At 54.7% G+C, this 23,831-nt stretch carries 24 protein-coding genes; 15 read left to right on the top strand and 9 right to left on the bottom strand.

Annotated features, from left to right (window positions below; translation table 11 throughout):
* Positions 1-4: 4 nt before the first annotated feature.
* The 8 genes from GSQ62_RS01455 (at position 5) to GSQ62_RS01420 (ending at position 8,049) form a co-directional block, all read left to right on the top strand.
* Positions 5-1,471: a Gfo/Idh/MocA family protein gene (locus GSQ62_RS01455; RefSeq protein WP_161887860.1), complete on the top strand. Its 1,467-nt coding sequence runs from the start codon at positions 5-7 to the stop codon at positions 1,469-1,471.
* Between the two features lie 62 nt (positions 1,472-1,533).
* Positions 1,534-2,097, top strand: coding sequence for a gluconate 2-dehydrogenase subunit 3 family protein (locus GSQ62_RS01450; protein ID WP_161887859.1), 564 nt, complete (start codon positions 1,534-1,536; stop codon positions 2,095-2,097).
* A 216-nt stretch (positions 2,098-2,313) separates the two neighbouring features.
* Complete coding sequence (locus tag GSQ62_RS01445) at positions 2,314-3,366, top strand: sugar phosphate isomerase/epimerase family protein (RefSeq protein WP_161887858.1); 1,053 nt, start codon at positions 2,314-2,316, stop codon at positions 3,364-3,366.
* A 24-nt stretch (positions 3,367-3,390) separates the two neighbouring features.
* Entirely contained in the window at positions 3,391-3,942 is a 552-nt protein-coding gene (locus tag GSQ62_RS01440; RefSeq protein WP_161887857.1) for a c-type cytochrome, read from the top strand.
* A gap of 4 nt (positions 3,943-3,946) precedes the next feature.
* A complete protein-coding gene (locus GSQ62_RS01435) occupies positions 3,947-4,690 on the top strand; it encodes a 3-keto-disaccharide hydrolase (RefSeq protein ID WP_161887856.1) in 744 nt (247 codons plus the stop codon).
* A gap of 171 nt (positions 4,691-4,861) precedes the next feature.
* Positions 4,862-6,127 carry a nucleoside permease gene (locus GSQ62_RS01430; RefSeq protein ID WP_161887855.1) on the top strand — a complete coding sequence of 422 codons (1,266 nt, stop codon included), beginning with the start codon at positions 4,862-4,864 and terminating at the stop codon, positions 6,125-6,127.
* Between the two features lie 27 nt (positions 6,128-6,154).
* Complete coding sequence (locus GSQ62_RS01425) at positions 6,155-7,045, top strand: hydroxypyruvate isomerase family protein (RefSeq protein ID WP_161887854.1); 891 nt, start codon at positions 6,155-6,157, stop codon at positions 7,043-7,045.
* 47 nt (positions 7,046-7,092) lie between these two features.
* Positions 7,093-8,049 (top strand): sugar phosphate isomerase/epimerase family protein, encoded by a 957-nt coding sequence (locus GSQ62_RS01420; RefSeq protein WP_161887853.1) that lies wholly within the window; start codon positions 7,093-7,095, stop codon positions 8,047-8,049.
* A 348-nt stretch (positions 8,050-8,397) separates the two neighbouring features.
* Here the strand turns inward: GSQ62_RS01420 and GSQ62_RS01415 are convergent, their stop codons facing one another.
* From GSQ62_RS01415 to GSQ62_RS01380, 8 genes are all read right to left on the bottom strand, one after another.
* Positions 8,398-8,820, bottom strand: a complete 423-nt coding sequence (locus tag GSQ62_RS01415) for a hypothetical protein (RefSeq protein WP_237586892.1) — start codon at positions 8,818-8,820, stop codon at positions 8,398-8,400.
* A 195-nt stretch (positions 8,821-9,015) separates the two neighbouring features.
* Positions 9,016-10,128: an AMP-binding protein gene (locus tag GSQ62_RS01410; RefSeq protein ID WP_161887852.1), complete on the bottom strand. Its 1,113-nt coding sequence runs from the start codon at positions 10,126-10,128 to the stop codon at positions 9,016-9,018.
* A gap of 210 nt (positions 10,129-10,338) precedes the next feature.
* Positions 10,339-11,163 carry a 1,4-dihydroxy-2-naphthoyl-CoA synthase gene (menB, locus tag GSQ62_RS01405; protein WP_161887851.1) on the bottom strand — a complete coding sequence of 275 codons (825 nt, stop codon included), beginning with the start codon at positions 11,161-11,163 and terminating at the stop codon, positions 10,339-10,341.
* Positions 11,164-11,409: 246 nt separating this feature from the next.
* Positions 11,410-11,865: a DoxX family protein gene (locus tag GSQ62_RS01400; RefSeq protein ID WP_161887850.1), complete on the bottom strand. Its 456-nt coding sequence runs from the start codon at positions 11,863-11,865 to the stop codon at positions 11,410-11,412.
* 206 nt (positions 11,866-12,071) lie between these two features.
* The gene (locus GSQ62_RS01395) at positions 12,072-12,530 is read right to left on the bottom strand and encodes a DoxX family protein (RefSeq protein WP_161887849.1); all 459 of its coding nucleotides are present in this window, start codon (positions 12,528-12,530) and stop codon (positions 12,072-12,074) included.
* A gap of 128 nt (positions 12,531-12,658) precedes the next feature.
* On the bottom strand, positions 12,659-14,365 hold the full coding sequence (gene menD, locus GSQ62_RS01390; RefSeq protein ID WP_161887848.1) for a 2-succinyl-5-enolpyruvyl-6-hydroxy-3-cyclohexene-1-carboxylic-acid synthase: 1,707 nt from the start codon (positions 14,363-14,365) through the stop codon (positions 12,659-12,661).
* Positions 14,366-14,517: 152 nt separating this feature from the next.
* A complete protein-coding gene (locus GSQ62_RS01385) occupies positions 14,518-15,660 on the bottom strand; it encodes a chorismate-binding protein (RefSeq protein WP_161887847.1) in 1,143 nt (380 codons plus the stop codon).
* 77 nt (positions 15,661-15,737) lie between these two features.
* Positions 15,738-16,106: a PaaI family thioesterase gene (locus GSQ62_RS01380; protein WP_237586891.1), complete on the bottom strand. Its 369-nt coding sequence runs from the start codon at positions 16,104-16,106 to the stop codon at positions 15,738-15,740.
* Between the two features lie 112 nt (positions 16,107-16,218).
* On the opposite strand from GSQ62_RS01380, the gene GSQ62_RS01375 reads away from it, so the two are divergent.
* The 7 genes from GSQ62_RS01375 (at position 16,219) to GSQ62_RS01345 (ending at position 23,338) form a co-directional block, all read left to right on the top strand.
* Positions 16,219-16,860: a histidine phosphatase family protein gene (locus GSQ62_RS01375; protein ID WP_161887845.1), complete on the top strand. Its 642-nt coding sequence runs from the start codon at positions 16,219-16,221 to the stop codon at positions 16,858-16,860.
* A gap of 107 nt (positions 16,861-16,967) precedes the next feature.
* Complete coding sequence (locus GSQ62_RS01370; RefSeq protein WP_161887844.1) at positions 16,968-18,686, top strand: pyruvate dehydrogenase complex dihydrolipoamide acetyltransferase; 1,719 nt, start codon at positions 16,968-16,970, stop codon at positions 18,684-18,686.
* 183 nt (positions 18,687-18,869) lie between these two features.
* The gene (locus GSQ62_RS01365) at positions 18,870-19,139 is read left to right on the top strand and encodes a sigma-70 family RNA polymerase sigma factor (RefSeq protein ID WP_161891262.1); all 270 of its coding nucleotides are present in this window, start codon (positions 18,870-18,872) and stop codon (positions 19,137-19,139) included.
* A 455-nt stretch (positions 19,140-19,594) separates the two neighbouring features.
* Complete coding sequence (locus GSQ62_RS01360; RefSeq protein WP_237586889.1) at positions 19,595-20,797, top strand: sulfite oxidase; 1,203 nt, start codon at positions 19,595-19,597, stop codon at positions 20,795-20,797.
* Between the two features lie 131 nt (positions 20,798-20,928).
* Entirely contained in the window at positions 20,929-21,360 is a 432-nt protein-coding gene (locus GSQ62_RS01355) for a monoheme cytochrome C (protein ID WP_161887842.1), read from the top strand.
* 281 nt (positions 21,361-21,641) lie between these two features.
* Positions 21,642-22,184 carry an ATP-dependent protease subunit HslV gene (gene hslV / locus GSQ62_RS01350; protein WP_161887841.1) on the top strand — a complete coding sequence of 181 codons (543 nt, stop codon included), beginning with the start codon at positions 21,642-21,644 and terminating at the stop codon, positions 22,182-22,184.
* Between the two features lie 182 nt (positions 22,185-22,366).
* Entirely contained in the window at positions 22,367-23,338 is a 972-nt protein-coding gene (locus tag GSQ62_RS01345; RefSeq protein WP_161887840.1) for a deoxyhypusine synthase family protein, read from the top strand.
* 127 nt (positions 23,339-23,465) lie between these two features.
* On the opposite strand, the gene GSQ62_RS01340 is transcribed toward GSQ62_RS01345, so the two are convergent.
* The gene (locus GSQ62_RS01340) at positions 23,466-23,831 is read right to left on the bottom strand and encodes a DUF2200 domain-containing protein (protein WP_161887839.1); all 366 of its coding nucleotides are present in this window, start codon (positions 23,829-23,831) and stop codon (positions 23,466-23,468) included.

Genomic DNA, 23,831 nt, shown 5'->3' with positions numbered 1-23,831 from the left:
CATTATGTCAGAAAAAGAAGCAAACACTTCCTCAGCGGATAGCTCGCGTCGTAAGTTCCTGAAGGCCGGTGCCGTAGCGGCCGCCAGTTTCCTGATTGTACCACGCCATGTGCTCGGCGGCCCGGGCTTTATCGCGCCCAGCGACAAGCTGGTGATTGCCGGCATCGGTGTAGGAGGAAAAGGAGAGAGTGACATTGCCAACTTCCATAAGAGCGGAAAAGCGGAAATCGCCTACCTCTGCGACGTGGACGACCGAAGGGCAGCCAATTCCATCAAGCGATTCCCGAAGGCGAAATACTACAAAGACTACCGCGAGATGCTCGACAAAGAGGCCAAGCATATAGACGCTGTCTCTGTTTCGACCCCCGACCACAACCATGCCGTGCAGGCCATGGCCGCCATGCAGTTGGGCAAGCACGTGTATGTGCAGAAACCCCTCACGCACGATCTCTACGAGGCCCGTGCGCTGACAAACGCCGCTAAAAAATATAAAGTGGTGACGCAGATGGGCAATCAGGGTGCCTCCAACCCCGGCACCCGTCTGATGGCGGAATGGTACGACGCCGGCGAAATAGGCGATGTACACACGATTTACGCCTGGACCGACAGGCCGGTGTGGCCGCAGGGTATTCCGTGGCCTGACGCCACCGCCCAAGTGCCCAAAGAGCTGGACTGGAACCTGTGGCTCGGCACCGCCCCTTACAAAGAGTACGTGGACAAGGTAGTGCCCTTCAACTGGCGCGGCTGGTGGGATTATGGCACCGGCGCCCTCGGCGACATGGGCTGCCACCTGGTGGAGGTGCCGTTCCGGGTGCTGGGCCTAACCTACCCGAAAGATGTGCAGTGCAGCGTAGGCAGCGTGTATGTAGACGAGTTTAAGCGCGGCTATTTCCCTGAGGGCTGCCCGCCCTCCAGCCATGCCATCCTCACCTTCCCGAAAACAGCCAAAACCAAAGGCGATATCACACTGCACTGGATGGACGGCGGCATACAGCCGGCGCGGCCAGAGGAGCTGGGCCCGAACGAGGTGTTCGGCGACGGCGGAAACGGCGTGTTGTTCATCGGCACCAAAGGCAAGATGATGTGCGGCACCTACAGCGAGAACCCGCAACTGCTGCCCACCTCCAAAACCAGCCAGACGAAGGTGAAGCAGAAGTTTGCGCGCGTACCAGGCGACGCAGAAGGCCATTATGCCCAATGGGTGGAAGCGGCCATTGCCGGGTATGGCAAAAAAGAGGTGAGTTCGCCGTTCGATACGGCTGGCCCGCTGACAGAGGCCCTGCTCATGGCAAACCTTGCGATACGTGGGTACGATATCCGCACGCCGAAGGCATCCGGCGAGGGGTATGACTACCCGGGCAGATCTATTAAGTTGCTGTGGGATAACGAGAACATGCGCGTCACCAACTTCGATGCGGTGAACCAGTTTGTGAAGCGGGATTACCGGAAAGGCTGGAGCCTGGGAGTTTAACAGCAGGCTGTTGCCCTGCCCCGCAGTATATATAGGATAATTAGCTGTCATATAAAAAAGACATGAACAGACGAGAAGCAATAACAGCCGTTGCCTGGCTGATGGGAGGCACGTTGATCAGCGCTGAAATGCTGGTTTCCTGCACGACCAAGGCAAAAGACGTCAGCGATCTGTTTAAACCAGAGCAGATTGCTTTTCTGAACGAGGTGGGAGAAACCATTCTGCCCACCACCAGCACGCCTGGCGCGAAGGCGGCCAACGTGGGAGAGTTTGTCGCTGTCATGGTCCGCGACTGCTACACGCCGGAAGATCAGAAGGTATTCCTGGAGGGCATCACGAAACTGAACAAGGCCAGCGACGACAAGTTCGGCAAGGACTTTATGGAGCTGGACGCGAAGCAGCGCACCGCACTGCTGACTGCCCTGGACGCCGAACAGAAAGAGCACCAGCGCTCCAAAGCCCCGGAAGACCCGAACCACTACTTCCGCATGATGAAGGAACTGACGCTGCTGGGTTATTTTTCTTCTGAGATAGGGGCAACGAAGGCCCTGCGCTATGATCCGGTGCCGGGCCGATACGACGGTTGCATGCCTTACAAAAAAGGAGACAGGGCCTGGGCCACCTAAATTGCATCAGAAACGTACACCACTACCAGACATACCAATTACAAGTGCAGAGCCTGTCATGCAGGCTTCTTGCATTTACTTTAACACCCTATAATAGAATATAGCTATTTGTGGAGCGAAGGGAGCCTTGGTTTATACCGCAGCAGGTTCCTTTCGCTTTGGGATGTCAGTTGAATTCTCTATTCGTATATTGACTTTATCATCTAAACATAAACTATGACGACCATACAAGGACCGGCCATTTTCCTGGCACAGTTTCTGGGCGACCAGCCACCATTCGACACTTTAGAGAACATCTGCCGCTGGGCCAAAGGCCTCGGTTACGAAGGGGTGCAGATACCGACCTGGGACAGCAGGTATTTCGACCCTCAGAAGGCCGCCGAGAGCAAGACCTATGCAGACGAGATCAAGGGTACCGTAGAAGGACTGGGTTTGAAGATTACAGAACTTTCGACCCACCTGCAGGGCCAGTTGGTGGCTGTTAACCCGGCCTATGACACGCTCTTTGACGGCTTCGCCCCGGAGAAGTACCACAACAACCCGCAGGCCCGCACCGAATGGGCCGTGCAACAACTAAAATATGCCGCAAAAGCCTCTCAGAATTTAGGCCTCAATGCCCACGCTACTTTCAGCGGCGCGCTGCTCTGGCACACGGTATACCCCTGGCCACAACGCCCTGCCGGCTTGGTAGAGGCCGGTTTTAAGGAGTTAGGCAGACGCTGGACGCCGATCCTCAACGCCTTTGACGAAGCCGGCGTAGACCTCTGCTACGAAATTCACCCGGGAGAGGACCTGCACGACGGAGCCTCCTATGAGATGTTTCTGGAGGAAGTGAACAACCACCCGCGGGCCTGCCTGCTCTACGACCCGTCGCATTTCGTGCTGCAGTGCCTGGACTACCTCGAGTACATCGATATTTACCACGAGCGCATCCGGATGTTCCATGTGAAGGACGCTGAGTTCAACCCTACAGGCCGGCAAGGAGTATATGGAGGTTACCAGAACTGGGTGAACCGCGCCGGGCGCTTCCGTTCGCTTGGCGACGGACAGGTAGATTTTAAATCTGTTTTCAGCAAACTTACCGCCTATGATTACAAAGGATGGGCCGTGCTGGAGTGGGAGTGCGCACTGAAGCACCCCGAAGACGGAGCCCGCGAGGGAGCCATCTTCATTAAAGATCACATTATCAGGGTGACAGAGAAAGCCTTCGATGATTTTGCTGCCACAGGTATAGATGACGCGAAAAATCGTACTATATTGGGCCTTTAATTATTATTTAAACAAAACAACATTATGAAAAAAGTATTATTCGTATTCAGCTGCTGCGCCCTTTTTGCTGCTTGCAGCAATTCTGAAACGCAGCTGGAAGGGGAAGAGTATTATAATAACTCTACCTCAGAGGCAGAAGTAAGCGCCGCCACGCGCCAGTCTGAAGTGGATACCAGCATCAATGACATCGGCACTGACCGCACAGCCACCGTGCCTGCTGCTACCGAAGAAACTGCCGCCACCGAGGATGCCGCCGCTGCTGAACCCGCTGCCACAGAGCAGCCTGCCGCTGCCCAGCAAACCCCCGCGAAGGAGGACTATGAGAAAGGCAAGAACCTGATAGCTATGTCTGACTGCCTTGCCTGCCACCAGGTAGACAAGAAACTGGTGGGCCCTGCCTACGAGGAAGTAGCAGCCAAATATGAGATGAACGAGAAGAATGTGGCGTACCTGGCTGACAAGATCATCAAGGGTGGAGCCGGTGTTTGGGGGCAGATCCCGATGACTCCGCACCCCGACCTGAGCAAAGAAGATGCCCAGGAAATGGCCAAATATGTTCTATCTCTAAGAAAATAAAACGATGACCCGTAATTTTGTCGCCTTTTGCTCACTGGCAGCGCTTCTCTCCTGCCAGTCATCCACATCAGAAACTGAAACAACCATGACGGAGGAGCCTGCCGCTGAAACAACTGCAGCAAATGAAGAATGGACGCCGCTTTTTGATGGCACCACAACCGAAGGCTGGCACACCTATGGCTCCGACAGCGTAGGCCAGGCCTGGACAATTGCGGACGGAGCGCTTTACCTCGATCCGTCTGCGAAGCAGGACGGACAGGGTGGGGGCGACCTGGTGACCGACGAGGAGTACGATGATTTCCACCTGAAGCTCGACTGGAAGATTTCGGAGAACGGAAACAGCGGCATCATCTTCTATGTGGAGGAGGACACCGCCAAATACGCCAACACCTATAACACCGGCCTTGAAATGCAGGTGCTCGACAACGAAGGGCACCCCGACGCCAAAATCAACAAGCACCGTGCTGGCGACCTGTATGACCTGATTGCGAGTGACCCGGAGACCGTGAAACCGGCTGGCGAGTGGAACCATGTGGAGATCATCAGCAAGGATGGAAACCTGGAACTGTACCAGAACGGGGAGAAAGTTGTGACCACCACCCTTTGGGATGATAACTGGAAGACCATGGTTGCGGGAAGCAAGTTTGCGGACATGGAAGACTTCGGCACCTTCAAGTCGGGCAAAATCGCGCTGCAGGACCATGGCGACGCGGTGTGGTACAAGGATATCATGATCAAGGAGTTATAGTGATATAGTCAAGTATGGCTTCAGGTGATAATCTATATATGACTGTTCCTGTGGCCTGCCTGCTTTTCAAGTTTCAGCACCCAGCGACTGATATATAGCAGCGAAGGCTGCCCGCGCATTGGCGTGGGCAGCCATTGCTGTAAATACGTTTCATAGCCTAACTCTACAAGCATGCACCTGGTCACCCGCATCAAACTGTCGTTCATGATGTTCCTGGAGTTTTTTATCTGGGGGGCGTGGTTTGTGACACTGGGCACCTATTTACTTTCTGAACTGGAAACCTCCGCCACGCAGGTGGGGGTAGCCTTTCTGACGCAGTCCATCGGGGCAATTGTTGCCCCGTTTATCATTGGCCTCATAGCCGACCGCTTTTTCCCGGCGCAGCGCATCCTGGGTGTGCTGCACCTCTTAGGGGCCGCCCTTCTCTGGTACGCCTCCACCTTATCAGACTTCGACAGCTTTTACCCCGTCATACTGGTATATATGATTTTATATATGCCTACGCTGGCGCTGGTAAACTCCGTTTCATTCCGGCAGATGCAGGACCCGAGCAAGGAGTTTCCGCCCATCAGGGTGCTGGGAACGCTCGGCTGGATAATCGCCGGACTGACGATCGGCTGGCTTAACTGGGAGCAAGACGGGAACCTGGGGCTTACCTTCCGGATGGCGGCGCTTGCTTCTGCCATACTGGGCTTCTTCAGCTTTACGCTTCCCCACACGCCTCCCGCCCGTGACGCGAACAAGTCCTCTATAGGTGACCTGCTTGGCCTGGAGGCCGTGGGTTTGCTCAAAAACCGCTCTTACCTGACGTTTTTCCTCGCCTCCGTTGCCATCTGCATTCCGCTTGCATTTTACTACAACTTCACCAACCCTTTCCTGAACGAGCTTGGCATGGACTCGGCGGCCGGTAAACAGGCCATGGGGCAGATGTCCGAACTGTTGTTTATGCTCCTGATGCCCTTGTTCTTTGTGAGGCTGGGCGTTAAAAAGATGCTCGCCATCGGGATGTTCGCCTGGGTGCTGCGGTATGCGTTCTTCGCTTTCGGGGATATAGCAACCGGGTACTGGATGCTGGTTGGAGGCATTGTGTTGCACGGCATCTGCTATGATTTCTTCTTTGTGACCGGTCAGATTTATACCGACAACCTCGCCGGGCCGCGCTTCAAAAGCGCCGCGCAGGGCATGATCACGCTGGCCACCTATGGCGTGGGCATGCTGATGGGCTCGCTGCTATCCGGAGTGGTTGTAGACGCCAACCAAGCCTCTGGAGGCGGGCACGACTGGCAGGCCATCTGGCTTGTGCCCGCCGGAATTGCGGCGGCAGTGCTGGTGCTGTTCCTGCTGCTGTTCAGAGACAGGAATGCTTCTCCCAGCGGTACGGCTCAACCACCCGCCGCAACAACCACCGGCACAAGGGAAGTGCGTAACTTCTCCTGAATGCGATCTCATACCTAACATTTATATATGCCACAGCACCCTAACCGAAGAACCGTTATCAAAAATGTATTAACCGGTACCGCAGCCATCACCACGGCCGGCATGTTCAGTCCTTTAGCTGCCAGCGCCGCTGCTACCACATCTGCTCAAAAGTTGAAGGGAAACATCAACCACTCCGTTTGCCACTGGTGCTTCAACGGCTTATCCCTGGAGGAACTGTGCGTTGCCGCGAAGGATATGGGCATCACGGGCATTGACCTGATCGGCCCGCAGGGCTGGCCGGTGCTGAAGAAACACGGGCTTGAGTCCGCTATGTGCAACGGTGCCGAGATTAGCCTGACCGAAGGATGGAACGACCCGAAGTACCACGCAACGCTTATTAAAAACTACACCGATATGATTCCGCGCGTTGCCAAAGCCGGATACAAGAACCTGATATGCTTCAGCGGCAACCGGAACGGCATGGACGATGCGACAGGCCTGAAAAACTGCGCCGAGGGACTGAAGAAGGTGCTGCCGCTGGCCGAAAAGCACAAGGTGGTGCTGGTGATGGAACTGCTTAACAGCAAGGTGAACCACAAAGACTATATGTGCGACCACACGGCCTGGGGAGTGGAACTGGCAAAAGCGACCGGTTCTGAAAATTTCAAGCTGCTGTACGACATTTACCACATGCAGATTGACGAAGGAGACGTAATCCGCACCATCAAAGACAGCCATCCCTACATCGCCCACTACCACACCGCCGGTGTGCCCGGCCGCCACGAGATCGATGAGACACAGGAGCTGAATTATCCGGCTATTATGCGTGCCATTAAGGAAACTGGCTTCAAGGGATTTGTGGCGCAGGAGTTTATTCCAGCGCAGCCGGATAAGCTCGCTTCCCTTCGGGAGGCCATTAAAATTTGTGATGTATAACTTTCTTACAAACAACCATATATACACTCATACTTCTACTAAAGCTAATGAACAAAAGACGATCTTTCCTGCGACAGGCTGGTTTGTTATCAGCCGGAGTCTTTCTGACTCCAGCCATTATTTCCTGCAACTCAAACACGGAAGTTGCCGAAGACGCATCAGCCGATGCGGCTGCTGACTCCACAGACGTGGCCAGCGCAACTGCGTCAGACGCGGTTATCGGGCTTCAGCTGTATTCTTTGCGCGAGCAGATCGGTGCGGAGGGAATAGAGGCCGTGATCCCCAAAGTGGCCGCAGCCGGCTACAAAGAGGTGGAAACCTATGGCTACTCCAAAGAGAACGGCTACTGGGGGCTTGATGCGAATGCCTTCAGCGAGCTGCTGAAGGCCAACAACCTGACCAGCCCAAGCGGGCACTACGGCCTGGATCCGTATCTGGCCGGGGGCAATGAGGAACTGCTCCAGTCTTATATAGACGCTGCCAAAGTTGTGGGCCATACGTATATCACCATCCCTTACCTGGGCGATTCGCTGCGACAGGATGCCGAAGGCTACAGGAAACTGGCAAAACGGATAAACGAGGCAGCCAAAACTATTAGTGATGCCGGTCTGAAGCTCGCCTACCATAACCACGACTTCGAGTTCAAGGAGTTCGGCGACACTACAGGGTACGAGATTCTGCTGCAGGAAACTGACCCTGAGCAGGTAAAAATGGAACTGGACCTTTACTGGGCCTACAGAGCAGGCAAGGATCCCATCGCTATGATGAAGGAGCACCCCGGCCGCTTTGTAATGTGGCACGTGAAGGACATGGATAAAAACGATAAGGCACTGAACACAGAGGTTGGAAGCGGCAGCATCGATTACAAAAAGCTGTTCTCTGAGGTACAGGCTGAGGCGGAGCATATCTTTGTGGAGCAGGAAAACTTTGCGGAGGGCATGGACCCCTACAAGAGCATCCGCCAAAGCCACGACTATATCGTGAACAACCTACTAAACGCCTAGTGCGGCAGTAGGATCAGCATACCAATATAAAAGAAGCATCCTTCAACCTCGCAGGCATATATCCCTGTTCAGGAGAAGGATGCTTCTTTTATATAGGGCCTTCCGGAGGAAGGCGTTTTCACGACTCTGCATATATAACCGCCAGTATCATATCGGGCGCAAAAAAGTTTCCCGACATATGCATTCTCATACTGCTTCGCTTTCGCCCCATGAGGTTTGCTCGATGAAAAGCGGATGAAGCTGTGATGGTTATAAGCAAGCAGTGCTGGGATACTCATATAGGACCAGCGCTGCTTGCTTATACAAATGACTTTATGACATTTATATAAAGACTCCTATATAAATTCTTTATCTCCCGACTCTAAACTTGGTCCAGTAAGTTGTGTCGCTGGTTTTCACCTCGATCAGGTAGGTGTCGGGCTTCAGCTTCCCGACGTTGTAGCGCCACTGCGACTGCGCTTCGGAGATGCTGACGGGCTTCTGATAGACCAGTTTCCCGGCCCTGTTCTTTATCTCCAGCACCCCGTTCTCTTTCAGTTCCTGCTTAAAGTCCAACTCAAACGTTCCTTTTTTAGAGGGGGATAGGTGGATGCCCGAGAGCGTCTCGAAACGGCTGTCGCTGCGGGCGTTCTGGCTCACCAGCACGTGCTGCTTCTGCTGCGGCGTCACCGGGGTAATCTTCTCTTGCGCTGATGTGTGGTTGAAAACGGCGGTGGTAAACGGCAGGCCGAGTGCCAGCACGAGGGTATACTTTTGCTTTTGCTTCATCATCCTTTCTAAAAAGTATAGGTACAGCAGGCTATATGCACATTTGGGGCCAGAGTAGCGGAAAGTGGTTGCCATCAGACCGGAATTTTACATCCGATGCCTTCTCAGAACGCGGCTACCGCTTATATATACAGCTATATATACAGCGCCTGCCGCTTATTCCGTTATAGATGCAGGAGCCCCTTCAAGAAGAAAGAATCAATCTGAAGACAGGCCCATTTTCCGGAGGGTGATGCGCCGAGAAACCTTGCCGGAGGCTGTCTCTGAAAAAGATGGGCTGTATAAGATTTGCTTCGGTACCTCAAACTTCTGCAGCAGCGCGTGCATCCGGTTCAATAGCGCTTCCTCTGCCGCCTGCGGCTGCGCAACTCCCTCCAGTATCAGCACAATTTTCTCCCCCAAAAGCTCGTCGGGCTGTGCGGCCACAAAAAAGCGCTGCGCCTCATCTATCGTGCTGAGCGCCTCTGCCACGGCAAGCTCCACCCGCTCTATCTGCACTTTCACACCGCCCGTATTGATGACGTTATCGGCCCGGCCAATCCAGCGAAAGCGGGTGGGGGTGAGGAGCTCCACGATGTCGTTTGTCACCAGCACTTCATTGTTCGTCACATCGCCTTTTATGGTCAGGCAGCCGCGTTTGTCCATGCTGATTTGGATGTTGTCGAGCACTTCGTAATAATCGGCTGCCTCCGGTCCGTTGAGGCGGCGCACCGCGATGTGCGAGGCTGTCTCGGTCATGCCGTAGGTCAGGTACACGGGGGGCTTTATCCGCTGCAATTCGCGTTGCAGGGAAAGCGTGACGGGGGCGCCGCCGACTAAGATGCCTTTGGCACCATTCAACTGGGGCAGCGCCTCCGGCATATCGTGCAGAATAGTTTGCAGCTGCATCGGCACAAAGGAAAAGAAGTCGAACTTCTCGTCGCGGCTCACCAGGGCCAGTGGGTTGCTCACGGGCTCCACAATCGTCATTTGCAGATCAGCCTGAAACCCGCGGACCAGCATCATCATGCCCGCAATAAAATCGGTGTTGAGGCAGATGAACGCGCTGTCGCCGGGCTGCAACTGCAGGAGGCGGGTGGTGCGGCGGGCGCTGGCCTCCATCTGCCGCCGGGTGAGCGGGATGTTTTTGGGCTCCCCTGTGGAGCCGGAAGTCTGCATCGGGAACTCCTGCACCCCGTTCAGCCAGCTGCGGCAGAACTCCAGCGTCTTTGTCTCATACCCGTTCAGCGGAATGCTGTTCCGGAACGAGTACCCGGAGATTTCATCGTAGTAAAACTTTTTGCCGTTGAGGAGAAGATACTTTTCAGCCATGCATCAAATGGTCCTTTATATTACAACTGATATAGAACAGTTCAGGGTGCTAAGCCCAACACTTCCATAGTGGCTTAAGCACCTCTCCGGAGTCACCAAAAAGAAAGCAGGCAAAGTCTGCGGTTGCTTTGCCTGCTTCAGGCTATAAATGTGCAGGGTTGTCCCACGCCAACTATATAGACTATATATACCTGCAAGTGCAGTGTCAGATTAAGGGAATTTGGGGTATTTCGAGAAATCCGGTTTGCGCTTCTCCAGGAAGGCGTCTTTTCCTTCTTTGGCCTCGTCAGACAGGTAGTAAAGCAGCGTGGCGTCTCCTGCCAGTTGCTGAATGCCCGCCTGGCCGTCGAGTTCCGCGTTGAAGGAAGCTTTTAGCATGCGCAGGGCCAGCGGGCTGCGCTCCAGCATTTTCTCGCACCAGGCCACCGTCGTTTCCTCCAGCCGGTCCAGCGGCACCACCTTGTTCACCAGGCCCATCTCCAGTGCCTCCTGGGCATCGTACTGGTCGCAGAGGAACCATATCTCACGCGCTTTCTTCTGGCCCACGATGCGCGCCAGGTAAGAGGCCCCGAAGCCACCGTCAAAAGAGCCCACCTTCGGGCCGGTCTGGCCGAAGCGGGCGTTCACGGCGGCAATGGTCAGGTCGCACACCACGTGCAGCACGTGGCCGCCGCCAATGGCCCAGCCGGCCACCATGGCCACCACGGGCTTGGGCAGCCGCCTAATCTGCATCTGCAGGTCCAGCACATTCAGGCGGGGCACCGCATCCTCGCCTACATAGCCGCCATGCCCACGCACGCTCTGGTCACCGCCGCTGCAGAAGGCTTTACCGCCCTCGCCTGTCAGTATCACCACGCCTATATCCGGGTTCTGGCGCACCAGTTCCATGGCGTCGCTCATCTCCATCACCGTGCGCGGGGTAAAGGCGTTATGTACTTCGGGCCTGTTGATGCTGATTTTGGCGATGCCGTTGTAGAATTGGAAAAGAATATCCTTGTACTCTTTCAGGGTGGTCCAGTTGTATTTGCTCTCCATGTAAAAATAGCTACGTTTAAAGATAAGCAATGGCAGCCCCACAGGCAGCTACACATCTGCCTGTAAAAGTACGATTTTGACGTAATTGTTTAAAGGGATTGCGCCCTTTTCGGAGGCTGCCACAGAAAGGCAGGGCCTAATTATCTTACTGCAAAGGTCTTAGCTCTTTACTGGAAACGCGCAATAGTTGCGTTTAGCGCCGTAGGAGGCGCCTGAACTGTATATATAGCCTGCTGGCTGGGCTGTTCAATAGAGCCAGTCTTTCTCTGACTTGCTGATAGCCCTGTCTATCGAAAAGCGGCCGGAGCCGAAAATAAGGAAGAACACCAGCAGCAGCAGCACGATGATGGAAGACCACAGCTCCGTGTTTTCAGAGTAAAACCCCCTGTTGGGGTTGATGAAAAACACAGCACCAATGAGTATCGGCAACTGGAACAGGATGGCGGCACGCGTTTTAAGGCCCATTGCGATCATGGCGCCCCCGGCCAGGTGCGCCAGAGCCACATAATGCGCAAGACCCACCGACACCCACGGAAACTGGCTCTTGCGCATGATATCCATCAGGGCAGTTGTGTCCTGAATGAACATGACCCCTTTGATGAAGATGAAAATGCCAAGCCCAATACGAATGAAGTCAAGCCAGAGCGGGTGGTGCATATCAGCCCAGCGCTCCATGTGGTGCATGTTGTGTGACAAATTCATGGCGATAAGTTTTAAATTAAATAACTGAAATATAATGTTTTAAACGTATCTCAGCTGGATAAGGGCATATAAACCGGGGGTATTTTAAGAGCCGGGGCCGGGGCGTGATTTGCAACTGGCCCTATATAAAAGCCCAGCCGCACCTGTGGGACAGATGCGGCTGGGAAATATGGTAAATAGGCCGGTATATATAAATAGCTTTTATGTTACTTTTCAGGCTCCGGCTGTTTTTGCCGCAGCACCTTGTTGTCGATGGAGTAGCGACCCGGCCCGACAATCATGAAGAACAGCAGCAGCCCGGTTACCACAACAGAGAGCCAGAGTTCGGTGTTTTCCATATGCACCCCGCGCTGTGGGTTTACGAGCAGCACCGCCCCGATTAAGATGGGGAACTGGCAGAGCAGCGCCAGGCGCGTGAGGCAACCGAACGCAATCATCAGCCCGCCCACGATATGCACGACGCTGGTAAGTAGCGTGGCTCGCTCCGCAGAGATTATATCCTGGCTCGCGCTGAAGACATAAAACACGTCGCTGGTGTTCTCCAGAAACAAAATTCCCTTTGTGAAGAGAAACAGGCCCAGCAGAATCCGAAGGCCATCCATCCAGACAGGGTTGCTGGCGCTGTTGATTCGTGCGGGAGTTGAAACATTATGTGCTACATTCATGACTGTGAGGTTAAATGAAAGTATGCGTCTATATATGAATATACGCCTTTCACGTCAGACATGGTTATCTTTCCCGGATGATTTTAAACCTGGTTCGGGTGCTGTGAGATGAGCCGCCAGGCGCCTGGTCAACCAATATAGGCGATGTTTCGGGCAGCCTGTTTGTAAGCGGCAAAAGCTGCTGCGTTCGCGGCGCTGTCAGTGAAAACCTCCAGAACGCCTGCCCCGGCCTCCGGGGAGAAGAAGGCCGGAAGCGCCTGCTCCAGTTCTGGCAAATCGTGAACCGCCGTATAGCGCAGTTTGAAATCCCAGGCCGTGTTCTGAGCGTCCAAGGCCTGGTGCGTTTCAAAAAACGGCACCAGCTCAGGCTGCTGCTTCGGGCCGTCAATCAGCCGGAAAATGCCGCCAGCGTGGTTGTTGAGCAGCACGATGCGCAGGTTCTGCGGAAGGTAGTTGTGCCACAGGCCGTTGCGGTCGTAGAAAAAGGCGAGGTCGCCGGTGAGTAATGTGGTGATGCCGGTGCTCATGAGCGCGCAGCCCACGGCGGTGCTGGTGCTGCCGTCGATGCCGCTGGTGCCCCGGTTGGCGTATACCCGTACCTGCTGTCCCGGCTGCAGCGCTACGATATTGGCGTAGCGCACCGCCATGCTGTTGGCGAGGTGCAGGTTGCTCTGCTGCGGCAGCTGCCGCAGCACGCGCCCCACAACGGTTAACTCACTGTAAGGAGCCTCGGCTATATAGGACCTGATGAAACCGCCAGCCGTTGCATCCCTGGTTTTCCAGACATCCGGGTATTTCGCCGCTTGCTCCGCGTTGCCAGAAAAGGCTGAGAAAAAATTTGCCGGTGAACAGCGAATTATCTTTGACAGGCTTTGAAACGTATCCGCCACCTGTCCGGCCTGCTGCAGGTGCCAGTGGGCCTTCGGTTTGTATTTGCGGAGGTACAGTTTCAGGCTTTTGGAGATGATGGACATGCCGAAGGTAAGCAGCAGGTCCGGTTGCAGTTGCGCAAGTTGTTCCTCGTCCGGGCAGGAGAGGAGGATGTCCTGATAGCGCACCGCCAATGTGTTCCACTGCACATTGCTGATAACATCACCCACCACCACAGCGCCTGTTGCCTGTGCAAACGCCTCTAATGCTTGCAGTAATGCGGCATCATATGGGTGCTGGCCTGCCACCACCAGCACGCGCCCGTAAGCCTGCAGTTCCTGTTTCATTTGCTGCGCCTGCTGCGGGCCCATTTTATATATAGGCTGCTCTTCCTCAATCACTTTTATATGCTCACCAAAAGTGACTTCTTCATCCGGGGCAGGATAAAAAGGCTCGCGCAGCGGCACGTTGATATGCACCGGGCCGGCCGGGAATGCCACGGCCTCGTTCAGTGCCTCCGACACCATGCGCTCACTGTGCCATATGGCATCCGGGTGCGTAAAGTCAACCGGGAAGGTATAGCTCTGCTTGATGTGTTGGCCATATATCCCCTGTTGCCGAATCGTTTGCCCGTCCAGCTGGTCAATCCACTCCGGAGGCCTGTCGGCGGTGAGCACCAGCAGCGGCACCTGCTGGAAAAACGCCTCGGCCACGGCAGGCGCGTAATTCAGCGTGGCGGTGCCCGAAGTGCAAACCAGCACGGTTGGCTTTCCTGTCGTCAGCGCCATACCCAGCGCGATGAAGGCGGCGGCCCGCTCATCGCTCACCGTGCGCACCGTCAGCTTCGGGTGGCGGGCAAACGCGATGGTCAGCGGCGCGCAACGCGACCCCGGCGACAGCACCACCTGTTCCACTCCCTTGCGGGCACAGATTTCAGCAATATTGACAACAGGTTGGATAAGCATGGGGAAGCTAATTTTGAATGACTGAATATTGAATGACTGAATCTAATCTATTTAAAGCAGCATAAGAAATGATTTATATATGCATGAAACCATATTCAAGATGATTGATACCCCTCTAATACCATATTATTCAATTATCAAAATCCAGTTATTCAAAATTGAGCCAGAATCCGTCGCATCGTTTGCATCTTGTGCTGCGTTTCCTGCCACTCTTTTTGCGGGTTTGACTCGGCGGTGATACCGGCCCCGGCATATAGGATGGCCTCTTCCTCGAGCAGCTCCATGCAGCGCAGGTTAACGTACAGGTGGGTGCCGGTGGCGCTGTTCACCGGGCCCAGGAAGCCGCTGTAGTAGCTGCGGTCGAAGCCCTCATTCTCCAGGATGAACTGCAGGGCGGGTTCTTTGGGCAGCCCGCAAACGGCGGAAGTCGGGTGCAGCAACGCCAGCATGTCGGACGCCAGCGTCGGGAAATCCACCTCTTTCAGGTCCACTTTAAAATCGGTGCGCAGGTGCATCAGGTTCCCGGCGATGATGGTGCGTGGCCCCACTTCGGTATAATCGCGCAGGCGCAGGGTCTTAAAGCATTTCAGGATGTAGCGCTCCACCATCGCCTGTTCCTCAATCTCTTTCTGCCGCCAGATAGCCGACGCCACCGACTCGCCGGCCACTGCCGGTTGTGTGCCTGCCAGCGCAACGGTGTGGAATACCTTCTCTTCGTTCACGCTCACCAGTATCTCAGGCGAGGCCCCCATCCAGGTGCCGACGCCCGGAATAGAGACCAGCGAAACAAACACCCTCGGGTATGCCTGTTGCATTGCCTCCAGCGCAGCTACCGGGCTAAAGTCTGAGGGTAATTGCTCCAAGTAATCCCGCGACAGCACTACTTTTTCCATTTCGCCCGCCCTGATTGCCTGCACAGCCTTCGCGACGCCGCTCGTAAAGCAGTCTTCCTGCTGGTATGCGTGCAGAAAGGCCGGGCCCGAAATGTGCCAGCTGTTCGGGTGCGGCACTTTTAATGCGGCACGAAAAGATTCATACTCCTGCACCGGCACATCGGGCGCAGCTGTCAGCTTGCCTGTTTCGGCAGTATAAAATAAATCGGCTTTGATGAACAGGTTCTGGTGCGGGCCCTGTGGGGCGAAGGGGCAGAACAAAAAGCCGAAAGGGCTCTGCTCCAGGTCCGGCTTCGGCACCACCATGTTTGGCTGCAGCGAGATGCAAGCCTGCAGTTCCCCGGTCTCTGGCAGACACCACATGGCCATGGAGTATTGTTTCGCAATGGCTGTTCGATACATGTGATCCAGGGAGTTTCCCCTGCGTTCAGCGCCCGTAATTATATTTGCTGAGGAAAAAATGCCCTCTTCTGATTCCATTATGCTTTCTTGTCTATGATAGCCACCGTCATGCGGCTGATGCAAACCAGGTCTCCGGATTCCGTAGTGATTTTCGTTTCCCAGATTTGGGTGCTGCGCCCGGAATGAATTGCTTCGGCGCGGGCATATACCCAGCCATCGCGTACGCTGCGGATGTGGTTTGCGTTTATTTCTAAACCAATGCAGGCCTTTTTTGTTAAATCAACCTGCAGCGCGGCGCCCATGCTCGCCAGCGACTCGGCCAGCGCCACGGAGGCCCCGCCGTGCAGCAGGCCCATGGGTTGGTGCGTGCGGTGGTCAACGGGCATGCGGCCGCAGACATACCCTTCGCCGACCGCTGTTATTTCTATGCCTAAATGTTCCACCATGGAGTTCCGGCACCATTCTTTTACCCGTTCTAACGTACTAGTATTTTTCTGTACAGACATAGATGCCTAAATTTGGGCTAAATTTAAGTCAAAAGCCAAAAGTAGAAGAATTTTGAGTAGCAAGAAAGTATACCTCATCCGGCACGGCCAAACCGATTACAACCTGCAGAGCATCGTGCAGGGCAGCGGCATCAACTCCTCGCTGAACGCGACCGGGCGGCGCCAGGCCGAGCTGTTTTTCGAGCACTACAAAGACATTCCGTTCGGCAAAGTATATACTTCTACGCTGCAGCGCAGCATCCAGTCGGTGCAGGGCTTCCTGGACCTGGGCCTGCCGCACGAGCAGCACGCGGGCCTGAACGAGATTCACTGGGGCACCCGCGAAGGAACCCGCATGACGCCGGAAGAGGATAAGTATTACTACGACATTCTGCAGACCTGGCGCGAGGGCAACTGCGACGTGTGCATCGAAGGAGGGGAGAGCCCTGATTTGGTGGCGGCGCGGCAGCAGCCTTTCATCGACCTGTTGCTGAGCCGCCCGGAGGAGGAGACCGTGCTGATATGCATGCATGGCCGTGCCATGCGCGTGCTGCTGTGCCAGTTGCTGCACTACCCGCTGCGTTGCATGGACGAGTTCGAGCACCAGAACCTGTGCCTTTACCAGTTGGACTACACCGGCAGTATGTTCGCCGTGAAGAAGTACTGCGACGTGGCGCACCTGCAGGAGTTGGAGAGCGGCACAAAGGACAAATAGCGGCTTCTAACAAATAAGAAGCATATAGTTTGAATAAAATATTTTTAAATCTAAATTTGGGCTGAGAACACGAAGACCAACTGGGCGAACAAAATAAGACTAAATTTATGGCTGAAGTTATAAGAATGCCCAAGATGAGCGACACGATGACGGAGGGGGTGATTGCATCTTGGCTGAAGAAAGAAGGCGATAAGGTGAGCTCCGGCGACATCCTGGCCGAGGTGGAAACCGACAAGGCGACCATGGAACTGGAATCATACGAAGACGGCACACTATTATATATAGGCCCCAAGAAGGGTGACTCTGTGCCGGTGGATGCCGTGATCGCCATTCTGGGCAAAGAGGGGGAAGATATAAAAGGCTTGCTGGAAGAGCTAAAAGGCGGTGGCCAGCCAGCTGCCAAAGCGGAGCAGCCGTCTGCAAAGGAGGCTCCAAAAGAAGAGAAACCAGCAGAAACCAAAGCTGCTCCCACGAAGGAAGCAGCGCCCGCCAAACCGGCTGTGGACGTCAGCAGCATCAAGGCCAATATCATCAGAATGCCCAAAATGAGCGACACCATGACGGAGGGCGTGCTCGTGAGCTGGCAGAAAAGGCAGGGCGACAAAGTGAAGTCCGGTGACATCCTGGCCGAGGTGGAAACCGATAAGGCAACCATGGAGCTGGAGTCGTATGAGGACGGCACGCTGCTCTACACAGGTGTGAAAGAAGGTGATTCTGTAGCCGTGGATGCCATCATCGCCATCATCGGGGAAGAAGGCGCTAATTACAAGGCCCTGCTGGAAGCCGCTTCAGGGAACACAGGTTCACGGCAGGAGAATGCGCAGACGGACGAGGCCGTTGAGGCCAGCGCTGATGCCGTAACGGAAGACAAGGTACAGGAAACAGCTGTTCCGGGTGGTGAGGCTGCTGCCAGCGGCGGTGCGACTCCTTCTGAGGACGGCCGCATCAAGGCCTCCCCACTGGCCAAGAAAGTGGCGCAGGATAAAGGCTACAACCTCTCACAGATAAAAGGAACAGGTGAAGGCGGCCGCATTGTACTGCGCGACATCGAGAGCTTCACGCCATCGGCTGCGCCGCAGCAGGCGGCCCCTAAAACCGCTGCCCCACAGGCCGCTCCGGCCACTTCTATCCCGGGCCTTCCGTCGGAGGCGTATGAGGAGGTGAACGTGTCGCAGATGCGCAAGGTCATTGCCCGCCGCCTGTCGGAGAGCCTGTTCACGGCGCCGCACTTCTACCTCACCATGGAAATCGACATGGACAAGGCCATCGAAGCGCGTACCAGCATGAACGAGGTGGCACCGGTGAAAGTGTCGTTTAACGACCTGGTGATAAAAGCCGCCGCTGCGGCGCTTCGCCAGCACCCGGCCGTCAACACGTCGTGGCTGGGCGATAAGATCCGCTACAACAAGAACATCAACATCGGGGTGGCGGTGGCCGTGGAAGAGGGGCTGCTGGTGCCGGTGGTGCGCAACGCCGACTTCAAATCCTTATCGGCCATATCTGCCGAGGTGAAAGATTTCGGGGCAAGGGCGAAAAGCAAGAAACTGCAGCCAGCCGATTGGGAGGGAAGCACCTTCACTATCTCCAACCTGGGCATGTTCGGCATTGAGGAGTTCACCGCCATCATCAACCCGCCGGATGCATGCATCATGGCCGTGGGTGGCATCAAGCAGACGCCTGTGGTAAGGAACGGCGAGATAAAGGTAGGCAATGTGATGAAGGTAACGCTCTCCTGCGACCACCGCGTAGTGGACGGAGCGGTAGGTTCCGCTTTCCTGCAAACATTCAAGAACCTGCTGGAGAACCCGGTAAGAATACTGGTGTAAACTTCTGATTGATATATAAAGCATGAGAGCCTCTTCGGAAACGGAGAGGCTCTCATGCTTTCGGGGTATATATAAATGCGCGCTTTTGAAATAGAATTTATATATACCTCTACGTTTTCCGCACACGCTGCGACCTATATATAAAGTCGCCTCCTCCCTTGGAAAAAGTTATTCTTACAGAGCATCAGCCAGCACCAGGGCATCCTTCTGAAGGTGTGCCGGGTATATGGCAGCAGCCGGGATGATGCCGAGGACCTTTTCCAGGAGATGGTGCTGCAACTGTGGCGCTCATATCCCAGCTTCCGGCACGACGCGAAAGTGACCACCTGGCTGTACCGGCTGGCGCTGAACACGGCAATCACCAGCCTGCGCAGCAACAGCCGGAGGCCGCAATGGCAGCCGCTCAAACTGCAGCACCTGAACTTCTCTGGCCCGGAAACCCGAGCGGCTTGACGTGGAACACGACCAGGAGTTGCAACGGGCCATCAACGCGCTACAGAAGCCAAATAAAGGAACTGAAAGAATAACTGGCAGCATATGAGAACGCCGTGTGATGCAACAGCGTCATATATGAAGTAAAATCACAGTTGCCTATATAAACCAACTGGATGCATCAGGTTGTGCCCGGAGAGCAGTAGAGAACAGACGCTCCTGCTGATCGCCACGCATGATGTGTCAAGTTGGAGGCAGGGGACAGATAATGTTTCCTGCAACAGTGACCTAAAGGAACAAGGCGGCCGCCTTTGGGCTTTCCGGTAAAAGCTTTATATTTAGCATGGCTTTATCATATATCAAAATGCTGCTCTCAGCGAGCATAAACACCTTTTATGGCCGAATATACAGGTAAAACAGAACCTTCGGGAAATAAAGCAGGCCCATCGAACAGCCTTTCGGGGAGACGAACTTTTATGGCGAAAGGGCTTTTGCTCACCATGTCGCTGGCGCTGGGCAAAAGCACCCTGCATACCGAATCGTTGCGGGCGCAAGCCAGTTCCGGAACGCTCAGGCCTTCGGGATTTAACATGCAAGGGAAAAACCCGGAACTGATAGTGCTCAGCGACCGCCCCCTGAACGTGGAGACGCCGCCCCATTTGCTCAACGACGAGGTGACACCCACCGCAAACGTTTTCATCCGGAACAATGGCTTACCGCCTGAAAGCGTTGACGCCACCAACTGGACGCTGACCGTGGAAGGGGAATCTGCCAAAACCCGGAAGAAATTCACGCTGGCCGATCTGAAGAAAAACTTCAAGCATTACACCTACCAACTGCAGCTTGAGTGCGGCGGCAACGGGCGCGGGGAGTTCAGCCCGCCTGGCAAGGGAAACCAGTGGGGCAACGGGGCCATCCAGTGCTGCCAATGGACAGGTGTGCGGGTGAAGGACGTGCTGGCGGCGGTTGGGGTAAAGCCGGATGCGGTGTACGTGGCTTACTACGGCAAAGACCGGCATGTGAGCGGCGACCCGGAGAAAGTGCCGATCTCTAGGGGCGTGCCGATAAAAAAGGCGCTGGAGGAGGAGTCGCTGCTGGCGTGGGCGATGAACGGCGAGGATATCCCGCTGATACACGGCTACCCGCTGCGGGTAGTGTTTGGTGGCTGGCCCGCCTCCACAAGTGGCAAATGGGTAGACCGCCTCGTGGTCCGGAACAAGGTGCATGACGGCCCTAAGATGACGCACGGCAGCTATATGGTTCCCGCGCGGCCTATTGCGCCCGGTGCCAAGGCGCCCGAAGACAAAGACATGCGGATCATTGAGTCGATGCCTGTGCGGTCGCTCATCACTTACCCGAAGACGGGTGCGATCCTGCAAAATAAGAAAACCCTCAAACTCCGCGGCCATGCCTGGGCCGGAGACCTGGAAGTGAAGGAAATGCATGTGTCGCTTGATTTCGGGGCTACCTGGCAGCCCTGCCAGCTCCAAAAACCGGTAAACAGACTGGCATGGCAGCACTGGAATGCACAAGTTACATTTCCCTCCACCGGCTATTACGAGGTGTGGGCCCGCGCCACCGACACCGAAGGGACCATGCAGCCGATGGTGGTGCCAGCCTGGAACCCCGGCGGCTACTTAAACAATGCCTGCCACCGCATCGCGGTGCAGGTGGGGTAGCACATTCGTGCTTTGATAGTTTTTATTTATATATAACTGGCGCTGGTTTGACCAAAACATTTAAATATAACCTACACTTGGTGAAGTCCGTTGTTGCTTCCCGAACAAGGAAGCAAAGCTGGCTACTGTCCGTGCTCTGGCTTTTCCTGATGGTGGGTTCCGGCTGCCAGAGCCAATCTTCTACGAACGATCAGCAGCCCGAAGCACAGGTAGTGGAGAGCGCCATGGCAATAGACTCTGTAGCTCAGGCGTTGAGCGTGGCCCCTGACAGCCAGGTGGTGAACGGAATTCATGTGCCCACGGGCTTGGTCGCGGATGATGGATACCTGCTGGTGCGGAACAACTGCAGCAACTGCCACTCGCTGGACCTGGTGAAGAACAAGCGCGCCTCCCTCGAAGGCTGGCTGGCGACCATCCGGTGGATGCAGCAGACGCAGGGCCTTTGGGACCTGGGTAAGAATGAAAAGCCAATACTGGACTATCTCGCTAAAAACTACGCACCCGAAGATACAGGCAGGCGCAGGCAACTGACAGGTATAGAGTGGTATATACTGGAGGAGTGAGGCAGATTCCCTGCCACTGTGAAGTATTCAGAACAGGAATCAGCATCCTCCTTCACGACTTAAATCTTTTCTTTGCTGCGGAAGCTGTTGTAGCATCTGATTAAATTTTACGAGCCGATGTCAGGATTCTTTACCGCAACAATCGCAGCTTATGCAGCTTATATAGCACCTGTATTGCTTCATTATATATAGCTAACAAGCCCTCAGAAACACAGTCAATTTGGCACACTCCCTGCCTCTGGCTTTCTCTTTGTGAACAGAGAACCCAAAGAAACGAAGCTATGACAAAAATAAGATCAACCACAGTAGTCGGCATCTACCACAACGGCGAAGTAGCGGTGGGCGCAGACGGACAGGCCACCATGGACAAGCACATCGCCAAAAGCAACGTGAAGAAGATACGGAAGCTGCTGGACGGAAAGATAGTAACGGGTTTTGCCGGCTCCACCGCAGATGCTTTTACCCTTCTGGAGCGTTTCGAGGAAAAGCTGGGCGCTTATCAAAGCAACATGAAGCGTGCGGCCATAGAACTCGCCAAGGACTGGCGCAAAGACCAGTACCTGCGCAAACTGGAGGCGATGATGGTGGTGGCCAACAAAGAGGAACTGCTCATCATATCCGGCACGGGCGATGTGCTGGAGCCGGACAACCAGATTGCCGCCATCGGATCGGGCAGCATGTACGCCCACGCCGCCGCCTTGGCACTGAAGAAATATGCCCCACAATTGTCGGCCGAGGAAATGGTGCGGGAGGCCCTAAATATTGCCGCCGATATCTGCATCTATACCAACCATAACCTGGTAATTGAGAAACCCGCCTCTTAAATCTGTTAATTGAGAGCGGCAGCCACCCGCCACCAATGGAAACAGGAGGTTGTAATACGCCCCATCCACATTCAGAACATTCTGAGCCCGAACTACGAATAACAAGCAGCAGAAGTACGATTTTATATATATTGCGGAGCCAGGCTGCCAGACAGGGCAGCGGGCCGGAAAAACAGATAACTATGCAGGTAACAGATTTTTTAAAGAAACACTACAAACATTTCAATGCGGCCGCTCTGATAGATGCTGCTGAAGCCTACAAAACGCACCTGAACGAGGGTGGCAAGATACTGATTACGCTGGCCGGTGCCATGTCTACGGCTGAACTGGGCATCATCCTGGCCGAGCTGATCCGCCAGGACAAGGTGCATGCCATCTCCTGCACTGGTGCAAACCTGGAGGAGGACATCTTTAACCTGGTGGCGCACGATTTTTATGAGCGCGTGCCGCATTACCGCGAACTGTCTGCCGCCGACGAGGAAGCGCTCCTGAGCCGCCACATGAACCGCGTGACTGATACGTGCATTCCGGAGGAGGAGGCCATGCGTCGTATCGAGCACACGGTGCTGAAATTCTGGGAGAAAGCCGACAAAGCCGGAGAGGCTTATTTTCCGCACGAGTTCTTCTACCAGATTCTGCTGTCCGGCGAGCTGGAGCAATACTACCAGATCGACCCGAAAAACAGCTGGATGCTGGAGGCGGCCAAGAAGAACCTGCCGATCTTTGTGCCCGGATGGGAAGACTCCACGCTGGGAAACATCTTCTCCGGCCACGTCATCAGCGGCGATATCAAGAACGTGCACACCGTCAAAACAGGCATTCAGTATATGATAGAGCTGGCTGACTTTTATACAAACACCGCCACAGAGGAATCCAAGATAGGCTTCTTCCAGATTGGCGGCGGTATAGCCGGTGACTTCCCGATATGTGTGGTGCCGATGCTGCACCAGGACTTGCAGCGCACCAGCGTGCCGCTTTGGGGCTACTTCGCCCAGATATCGGACTCCACAACCAGCTACGGTTCTTACTCCGGCGCCGTGCCGAACGAGAAAATAACCTGGGGCAAGCTGGGCAAAGAAACGCCAAAATTTGTGATCGAGTCGGATGCCACGATTGTAGCGCCGCTTATTTTTGCGATAGTGCTGGATATGTAGTGCTAAATCATATATAAAAAGAGAAGGGGCTGTAGAATTCTACAGCCCCTTCTCTTTTTATACAGGGGTGGTAATATAGCGTGGATTACTTTGGGACGGTGGGGCTAAATCCGTTTGCCCTTTGCTTTTACGCTTGCCGCAAGATCTTCTCCATCTTCCTGCCTTTCGCCAGTTCGTCCACCAACTTGTCTAGATACCTTATCTGTTTTGTTAAAGGATTTTCAATTTCTTCTACCCGATAGCCACAAATTACTCCTGTAATTAAATGGGCATTCGGGTTCAGCTTTGCACGCCCGAAGAATATTGCAAAGTTTGCTTTCTCATCGATCAGCTTTTGTAGTTTATCATCCCCAAAGCCCGTTAGCCACTCGATAACCTGATGCAATTCTTCCTTTGTCCTGCCCTTGCGCTCCACTTTCGTGATATAGTGCGGGTACACCGATGCAAAGGTCATTTCTGCCATCTTTGCATCGTGATCTGTCGTTGTGTTCAA

It is taken from the genome of Pontibacter russatus (assembly GCF_009931655.1).
Lineage (GTDB): Bacteria > Bacteroidota > Bacteroidia > Cytophagales > Hymenobacteraceae > Pontibacter > Pontibacter russatus.
The sequence above is the reverse complement of the archived record's forward strand: the minus strand, read 5'-3'. Positions and strand labels throughout refer to the sequence as shown.

What these genes read in the sequence shown, in the direction of transcription:
- hslV (WP_161887841.1), top strand. Translation starts at nt 21,642, where the DNA reads ATGACAAAAATAAGATCAACCACAGTAGTCGGCATCTACCACAACGGC.
- menB (WP_161887851.1), bottom strand. Translation starts at nt 11,163, where the DNA reads ATGGAGAGCAAATACAACTGGACCACCCTGAAAGAGTACAAGGATATT.
- GSQ62_RS01400 (WP_161887850.1), bottom strand. Translation starts at nt 11,865, where the DNA reads ATGAATTTGTCACACAACATGCACCACATGGAGCGCTGGGCTGATATG.
- menD (WP_161887848.1), bottom strand. Translation starts at nt 14,365, where the DNA reads ATGCTTATCCAACCTGTTGTCAATATTGCTGAAATCTGTGCCCGCAAG.
- GSQ62_RS01380 (WP_237586891.1), bottom strand. Translation starts at nt 16,106, where the DNA reads ATGGTGGAACATTTAGGCATAGAAATAACAGCGGTCGGCGAAGGGTAT.
- GSQ62_RS01435 (WP_161887856.1), top strand. Translation starts at nt 3,947, where the DNA reads ATGACCCGTAATTTTGTCGCCTTTTGCTCACTGGCAGCGCTTCTCTCC.
- GSQ62_RS01430 (WP_161887855.1), top strand. Translation starts at nt 4,862, where the DNA reads ATGCACCTGGTCACCCGCATCAAACTGTCGTTCATGATGTTCCTGGAG.
- GSQ62_RS01360 (WP_237586889.1), top strand. Translation starts at nt 19,595, where the DNA reads ATGGCGAAAGGGCTTTTGCTCACCATGTCGCTGGCGCTGGGCAAAAGC.
- GSQ62_RS01420 (WP_161887853.1), top strand. Translation starts at nt 7,093, where the DNA reads ATGAACAAAAGACGATCTTTCCTGCGACAGGCTGGTTTGTTATCAGCC.
- GSQ62_RS01450 (WP_161887859.1), top strand. Translation starts at nt 1,534, where the DNA reads ATGAACAGACGAGAAGCAATAACAGCCGTTGCCTGGCTGATGGGAGGC.
- GSQ62_RS01425 (WP_161887854.1), top strand. Translation starts at nt 6,155, where the DNA reads ATGCCACAGCACCCTAACCGAAGAACCGTTATCAAAAATGTATTAACC.
- GSQ62_RS01385 (WP_161887847.1), bottom strand. Translation starts at nt 15,660, where the DNA reads ATGTATCGAACAGCCATTGCGAAACAATACTCCATGGCCATGTGGTGT.
- GSQ62_RS01410 (WP_161887852.1), bottom strand. Translation starts at nt 10,128, where the DNA reads ATGGCTGAAAAGTATCTTCTCCTCAACGGCAAAAAGTTTTACTACGAT.
- GSQ62_RS01415 (WP_237586892.1), bottom strand. Translation starts at nt 8,820, where the DNA reads ATGATGAAGCAAAAGCAAAAGTATACCCTCGTGCTGGCACTCGGCCTG.
- GSQ62_RS01440 (WP_161887857.1), top strand. Translation starts at nt 3,391, where the DNA reads ATGAAAAAAGTATTATTCGTATTCAGCTGCTGCGCCCTTTTTGCTGCT.
- GSQ62_RS01345 (WP_161887840.1), top strand. Translation starts at nt 22,367, where the DNA reads ATGCAGGTAACAGATTTTTTAAAGAAACACTACAAACATTTCAATGCG.
- GSQ62_RS01445 (WP_161887858.1), top strand. Translation starts at nt 2,314, where the DNA reads ATGACGACCATACAAGGACCGGCCATTTTCCTGGCACAGTTTCTGGGC.
- GSQ62_RS01395 (WP_161887849.1), bottom strand. Translation starts at nt 12,530, where the DNA reads ATGAATGTAGCACATAATGTTTCAACTCCCGCACGAATCAACAGCGCC.
- GSQ62_RS01455 (WP_161887860.1), top strand. Translation starts at nt 5, where the DNA reads ATGTCAGAAAAAGAAGCAAACACTTCCTCAGCGGATAGCTCGCGTCGT.
- GSQ62_RS01370 (WP_161887844.1), top strand. Translation starts at nt 16,968, where the DNA reads ATGGCTGAAGTTATAAGAATGCCCAAGATGAGCGACACGATGACGGAG.